The 6,643-nt window shown below is 28.6% G+C and carries 6 protein-coding genes; 4 read left to right on the forward strand and 2 right to left on the reverse strand.

Annotation, left to right across the window (positions count from 1 at the left end; all coding sequences use genetic code 11):
• Positions 1-82 precede the first annotated feature (82 nt).
• The 4 genes from CRV02_RS07775 to CRV02_RS07790 are packed head-to-tail and all read left to right on the forward strand — an operon-like array spanning position 83 to position 3,944.
• A complete protein-coding gene (locus CRV02_RS07775) occupies positions 83-907 on the forward strand; it encodes a peptidylprolyl isomerase (protein ID WP_129089843.1) in 825 nt (274 codons plus the stop codon).
• A gap of 10 nt (positions 908-917) precedes the next feature.
• Complete coding sequence (gene gatB, locus CRV02_RS07780; protein ID WP_129089844.1) at positions 918-2,345, forward strand: Asp-tRNA(Asn)/Glu-tRNA(Gln) amidotransferase subunit GatB; 1,428 nt, start codon at positions 918-920, stop codon at positions 2,343-2,345.
• Positions 2,346-2,348: 3 nt separating this feature from the next.
• Positions 2,349-3,245, forward strand: a complete 897-nt coding sequence (locus tag CRV02_RS07785; protein ID WP_129089845.1) for an NAD(P)H-dependent glycerol-3-phosphate dehydrogenase — start codon at positions 2,349-2,351, stop codon at positions 3,243-3,245.
• Between the two features lie 3 nt (positions 3,246-3,248).
• Positions 3,249-3,944 (forward strand): ABC transporter permease, encoded by a 696-nt coding sequence (locus tag CRV02_RS07790; protein ID WP_129089846.1) that lies wholly within the window; start codon positions 3,249-3,251, stop codon positions 3,942-3,944.
• Here the strand turns inward: CRV02_RS07790 and CRV02_RS07795 are convergent.
• Positions 3,930-5,789: a 7TM diverse intracellular signaling domain-containing protein gene (locus tag CRV02_RS07795; RefSeq protein WP_129089847.1), complete on the reverse strand. Its 1,860-nt coding sequence runs from the start codon at positions 5,787-5,789 to the stop codon at positions 3,930-3,932. The two genes, CRV02_RS07790 and CRV02_RS07795, sit on opposite strands and share 15 nt — an antisense overlap.
• Positions 5,786-6,466 (reverse strand): response regulator transcription factor, encoded by a 681-nt coding sequence (locus CRV02_RS07800; RefSeq protein ID WP_129089848.1) that lies wholly within the window; start codon positions 6,464-6,466, stop codon positions 5,786-5,788. Before CRV02_RS07800 ends, CRV02_RS07795 begins: the two co-directional genes overlap by 4 nt.
• Positions 6,467-6,643 lie beyond the last annotated feature (177 nt).

Genomic DNA, 6,643 nt, shown 5'->3' on the forward strand with positions numbered 1-6,643 from the left:
AACAGATATTTACTATTAATTTGGTAAAATATCTGTTTTTATATCAAATAAAAGTTTGATAGTTACAAAAAGGATTAAAATTATGACTAAACTACTTCTTGTTTTCTTAACGTTAACTACAATGTCTTTTGCTCAACTAGTAGACGCAATTGCATTAACTGTGAATGATGAACCAATTACTCTTTATGATATTGAAAAGAGAAAAGCTCAAGCTAACCTTCCAAAAGATAAAGCTGTAGCACAACTTATTGATGAGGTTTTATTTGATCAATTAGTTGAAGAACACAATATCACAGCAGATATTTTTGATGTAAACAACTACTTAGAAAAGATTGCAGCATCAAATGGTATGGATTTATATACTTTTAAATCTTTAATTAAACAAAAATACCAAGACTATAATGCATATGAAGAGCAAACTAGACAGCAAATTATTAGACAAAAACTTACAAGAAAACTTGTTAGAGGAAATATTAAAATTGCAAATGAAGATGATTTAAAAATTTTTTATGATAACAATAAAAATCTTTTTTCTACAGCTTCAACTGTAAGAGCAGTTCAATACTCTTCAGTAGATAATGCAGCTTTAAAAAAGGCTATTAGCAACCCAATGGTTAATGTAAAAGATGTTAAAAAAGCAGCTATTGAATTAAACCAAGCTAATTTAAACCCTCAGTTAAAGTATATTTTAAACGAGACAAAAGTTAATCAATTTACTCCTGTTTTTACATCAAATAAGCAATATATTTCTTTATTAATTAAAGATAAGGGGAATCAACAAACTTTAGCTTTTGAAGATGTAAAAGATAGAATTTTTAACATGATTATGCAAGATAGAGAAAAGAAATATTTAAAAGACTATTTTGAGAAATTAAAACTATCTGCAGATATTAAAATAGTAAGATAAAAGGAAATAGATGTTTGAAGTAATTATTGGATTAGAAGTACACGTTCAATTAAATACAAATAGTAAGCTGTTTTGTTCTTGTGCAACAAGCTTTGGAGAAGAACCAAATACAAACGTATGTCCAACTTGTTTAGGACTTCCAGGAGCTCTTCCTGTATTAAATAAAGAAGCAGTACATAAAGCAATTATGCTAGGAACTGCTTTAAAATCACAAATAAATAAAAAATCTATATTTAATAGAAAAAATTACTTCTACCCAGATTTACCAAATGGATACCAAATTTCTCAATTCGAAGTTCCTGTTGTAGGACTTGGTGAATTAGTAATTGACTTTGAAGATGGAACAAGTAAGACTATTGGTGTAACAAGAGCCCACTTAGAGAATGATGCAGGGAAAAGTATCCATGCAGGAAGTGTTTCTCATGTGGATTTAAATAGAGCTGGAACACCACTTCTTGAAATCGTTTCTGAACCAGATATGCGAACATCTGAAGAAGCAATTTTATATCTTAAAAAGCTTCATTCAATTGTAAGATATCTTGGAATTTCAGATGCAAATATGCAAGAAGGTTCATTTAGAGCAGATGTTAACGTATCAATTAGACCAAAGGGTGATGATAAGTTATATACAAGATGTGAAATCAAAAATATGAACTCATTTAAATTCATTGAAAAAGCAATTAAGTATGAAGTAAATAGACATATTGAAGCTTGGGAAGATGGAGTTCACGATACAGAAATTGTGCAAGAAACAAGACTATTTGACCCAGAAAAAGGTGAAACTAGATCTATGAGAGGTAAAGAAGATGCTGCTGATTATAGATATTTCCCAGACCCAGACCTTTTACCAGTAGTTATTACTGATGAAATGATGGAAAAATATTCACAAATTCCAGAACTTCCAGATGAGAAAAAACAAAGATTTGTAAATGACTTTGGTATCAAAGAGTATGATGCTTCTGTTATCACTGCAAATTTAGAGACTGCAAACTTCTTTGATGAGATGATGAAAGAAGGAATTACAGGTAAAAATGCAGCAACATGGTTAACTGTTGAATTACCAGCAAGATTCACTGAAGGTATGTCATTAGAAAATTCACCAGTAGATGCTAAAAAACTTGCAGGTGTTGTAAAAGCTATCGAAGATGGAACTATCTCTGGAAAAGCTGCTAAAGAAGTACTTGATTTCTTAATGGAAAAACCTGAAAGTGAAATTGATGCAGTTATTGATGAACTTGGATTAAAACAAGTATCTGATGATGGTGCTATTTTAGAAATCATTGATGGAATATTAGCAGCAAACGAAGATAAAGTAGAGCAGTATAGAGGTGGAAAAGAGAAGCTATTTGGATTCTTTGTTGGTCAAACAATGAAAGCATCTAAAGGTAGTGCAAATCCACAAAAAGTAAATGAACTTTTAAAACAAAGATTAGGGTAATAAATGGCTGAAAAATCTATTGCAGTAATTGGAGCAGGTAAGTGGGGACAAGCTCTTCACTTCGCTCTTAGTCAAAACCAAAAATGCTTAATAACTTCAAGAACAAAAAGAGATATTGACAATTTTGTAGATTTACAAACTGCACTAGAGTGTGAATACTTAGTTATTGCTATTCCTGCTCAAGAAGTAAGAGAGTGGTTACAAGAAAACTTTGTATTCTCTGGACAAAAAATACTTGTAGCAGCTAAAGGTATTGAAGCTAGTACGGGTGAGTTTTTAAATGAAATCTATGAAGAGTTTGTACCAAGTAAAAATATAGGTTTTATCTCTGGTCCATCTTTTGCTAGTGAAGTTATTCAAGCTTTACCAGCAGCTATTGTAATAAACTCAAAATCAAAAAAACTTTATGAAAAGTTTGCTCCTATGTTCCCAAGATTTTTAAAGACTTATTACTCAGAAGATGTAATAGGTGCTGAAATTTGTGGAGCATATAAAAATGTGCTTGCTATTGCTAGTGGTATTTGTCAAGGGCTGAAACTAGGAAATAATGCTAGAGCTTCACTTATCTCAAGAGGTCTTGTGGAGATGCAAAGATTTGGAAAAGAGTTTGGAGCTAAAAAAGATAGTTTCCTTGGTCTTAGTGGAGCAGGTGACCTATTTTTAACAGCAAGTAGTGAACTAAGTAGAAACTTCCGTGTAGGACTTGGTCTAGCACAGGGTAAAAGCTTAGAAACTATTTTAGAAGAGCTTGGAGAAGTAGCAGAGGGTGTTAAAACAGCAGAGGCTGTATTTAAACTTTCAAAGAAAAATAAAATATATACTCCAATTGCAAATGAGGTAAAACTTATTCTTGATGGTAAGAATCCTCACGAAAGTCTAAAGGACTTATTAAGAAGTTAGAAAATGAGTACAATTTCATTTTTTAACTTATCCCTTTCATTTATTCCCTTACTTTTTGTATGGTACTTTTACTATAAATGGACAAAAGATAAATCTGATATTTTAGTAGCTAGTATAAGGATGATTATTCAGCTTATAACTATTGGATATCTTCTTGTTTTTATCTTCAAATCAGATGACTTAAAAGTAGGTATATTTATAGTTTTATTTATGATTGTAGTTGCTTCTTGGATTACTCTTAGAAATACTAATGATAAAAGTTTTAAACACTATTTTCAGATACTTTTAGCAGTGAGTACTTCAGGTTTAGTCAATCTTTTCTTAATAATTGGATTTGTATTAGAGTTAGAAAAATTATACGAACCACGGTATGTAATACCACTTGCAGGAATGGTTTTTGCAAATACTATGAATGCTCTTTCTTTGGCTGTTGAACGCTTTGAAAAAGAGATAGAAAGAACAAACTTCATTGAGGCTAGACAAATAGCTTTTAAAGCCTGTATGATACCTCAAATAAACTCACTATTAGCAGTTGGATTAGTTGCTCTTCCTGGAATGATGACAGGACAAATCTTATCAGGGGTTGACCCTTTAATTGCTGTTAGATATCAAATAATGATTATGGCAATGACACTTTCAAGTGCAGGAATAAGTGCAGTAGTTTATTTTTTATTAAAAGCAAAACTATTTAATAGGTAGTTTTAGTATAAATTTTGCTCCCAAAGAAGTGTTTATAGCTAAGATTTTACCTTCAAGTTTTTTCTCTGTAATTATCTTTGCAAGTGATAAACCTACACCACTTCCTTGATGTAGTTTTGTTGAGTAACTAGAGCTAAAAATTGTTTCTACACAATCTAAACCATTTCCAGAGTCTTCAATCTCAATATAAATTAAACCACTTATAGTTTTAGTAGATATTTTGATAAACCTTTGTTTATCAAGATTTTTTAGTTCATAAATTGCATTTTCAAGTATTACCATAATAACATTAGATAAGGAACCTTTATAGGTTTTTATTTCAATATCTTCAAACTCTTTTTTAACTTCAATATTATGTTTTAATAAATAATCACTCAATAAAGAAATCAAAACATTTAATTGCTTAGATAGGGAAAAACTTTCTTTTCCATTAGGATTTAAAAATAGGGTATCTACACTATGGTTTACTTCATTTATATATTCAAGAGTTGTTTTTATCTTTGGTAGAGTTTCTTCTATAGTTGAAGGAAGGTTTTTTTTATCAAGCATTGATGTTGCTTCAATCAAATTTATTTGGCTACCTAATTGAGAGATAGGTCTTTTAATTTGATGAATAATATATGAGATAGTTCTTCCTGCATTTGTAAATCTTGATTGCTCTAAAAGTTGTTGTTCTATTTCTACTTTTTCATTTTCAACCATATTCATTTTTGCATTAAGAGCTAAAGAGATAAAAATCACTTCTAATAGAAGTCCTATTGGTAATATAATCCAAGAGTATTGATATGATTCTATTATTCCTATTACTTCTAAAGTATAGTAGTTAAAACATACAATATATATGGCTTGACCTATAAGAAAATATAAGGAATAGTTTTTCTCTTTTTTAAACTCAAATATAGAGATTAAAAAGATAAAAAGAAAAGATAATAGAGCAAATGTATCTATTTTTGATGTAGTATAGTGGTATGTATTGTCATAAAAGCCAATACTTAAAAGAGACAATGAAAATATCTGAAATAAAATCAAAGACCTAACTAGTCTATAAAGTCTTGAGTCTTTTCTTTCATTAAAAAACTTGATAATAAATAGTAGAATAAAAATTATATAAAGATAAGCAAAATACCAAGTTGAAATAGTGACTAAATATAGATTTATACCTAAGTCTAACTGATATATAACTCCATTTAATGTTAGAAGATAAAGTCCAGAAAATAGGGTGGATAATACATAAAATAAAAAAGCACTATTTTTTGTCATAAAGTATAAAATACTGTTGTAAATCATTAGAGAAATAAAGATTCCATAAATAATACCCCAAATCATAGACTCTATTGTTTCTACTCTGAAAAAGTTATGGGGAGTAAATATTTCCCATTGGTTTGTAACTGCCCCTATACTTTGATACTTTATATATATTTCATAAGAAGAGTTTTTTTCAAAATTAAAATTAAAGATACTTTTTCTAGATAGAACTCTTTTTTCATTATATGATCTCAGGTCACCTAATAAAAAGATATCAAGTATTTTTTTATCTTTTATTATATAGACATCAATATAATCTATTCCAGGTCTTAAATTTCTAAAAAATAGCTCTTTATTTCTATTAGTATTATTTACTAAATTAAATTTTGTCCATATATAGTTTGGAGTTTTTGCAAAATTTGATTTTTTTGTATTGGAAAATTCCTTTTTTTGTACACTCTTTATAGACAGGTTTTCAGGAGTGGAAAATACTTTTTTTGTACTTTTATATAAGGTCTTTTCAAAGTCATTATTTATGACAATTGTATCTGAAAAGGAAAATTGAATAAAGAAAGACAGAACTATTATAAATTTAATCATATATTTATGGAATAACCTAAATTCCGATGTGCAGTAATCAAGTCAATAGGAAGTTTCTTTCTTAATCTATAGACAATATTTTTGACACTATTTTTAGAGATTTCTTCATTTTTATTACTTAGAAAGCCTATGATAGTATCAAACTCTATGATTTGGTTTTTATAATCACATAGAAGTTCAAGTAGTTTTGATTCATATAGACTTAATTCAAGTTCGTTGTTATCAATTAGTAAGCACTTTTTCTTTTTACAATATGTGATTGTTTCTGTAATTTTAAATTTTAGCCTATTTGTTTTTTCAAGCTTTTCTATTGAGATATTTATTTGTTCTAAAAGTTTATCAAAGGCAATAGGTTTTTCTAAAAAGTTTGTAAGCTCTAAAGGAATACATTTTTGTAGTTTTTCGATATCCATAAAACTTGAAAGTATAATTATTGGAATATCGTCTTTTTCTTCTCTTATTTTTTTACTTAACTCATAACCATCCATATTAGGCATTACATAGTCACTGATGATTATATCAACTTCGAGTTCTTTGTAGCTTTTTAATGCTTCTACTCCATCATTTGCTATAAATACTTGATTAAAGAGTAGAGATAGAGTTTTTTTTAGATTATTTTGTATCTCAATATCATCTTCAACAATTAAAATATTTAAATATTTCGTAATCTCTTTCAACTCTATCCTTTTTTAGCTGTGAAAATTTATCTTAAATTTAGTAAATACTCTATTAAAACACCCACCCAGCTTGAAGTAGGAATCTATTAGAGTAGTCTCTTTGAGAAGTAACATCATGCTTGATATTCTGAGCTAAATGAGCATTAACAAACATATCTTTAAATGAACCATAATAAC

The sequence above is a fragment of the Arcobacter sp. CECT 8989 genome, assembly GCF_004116715.1.
GTDB lineage: Bacteria > Campylobacterota > Campylobacteria > Campylobacterales > Arcobacteraceae > Halarcobacter.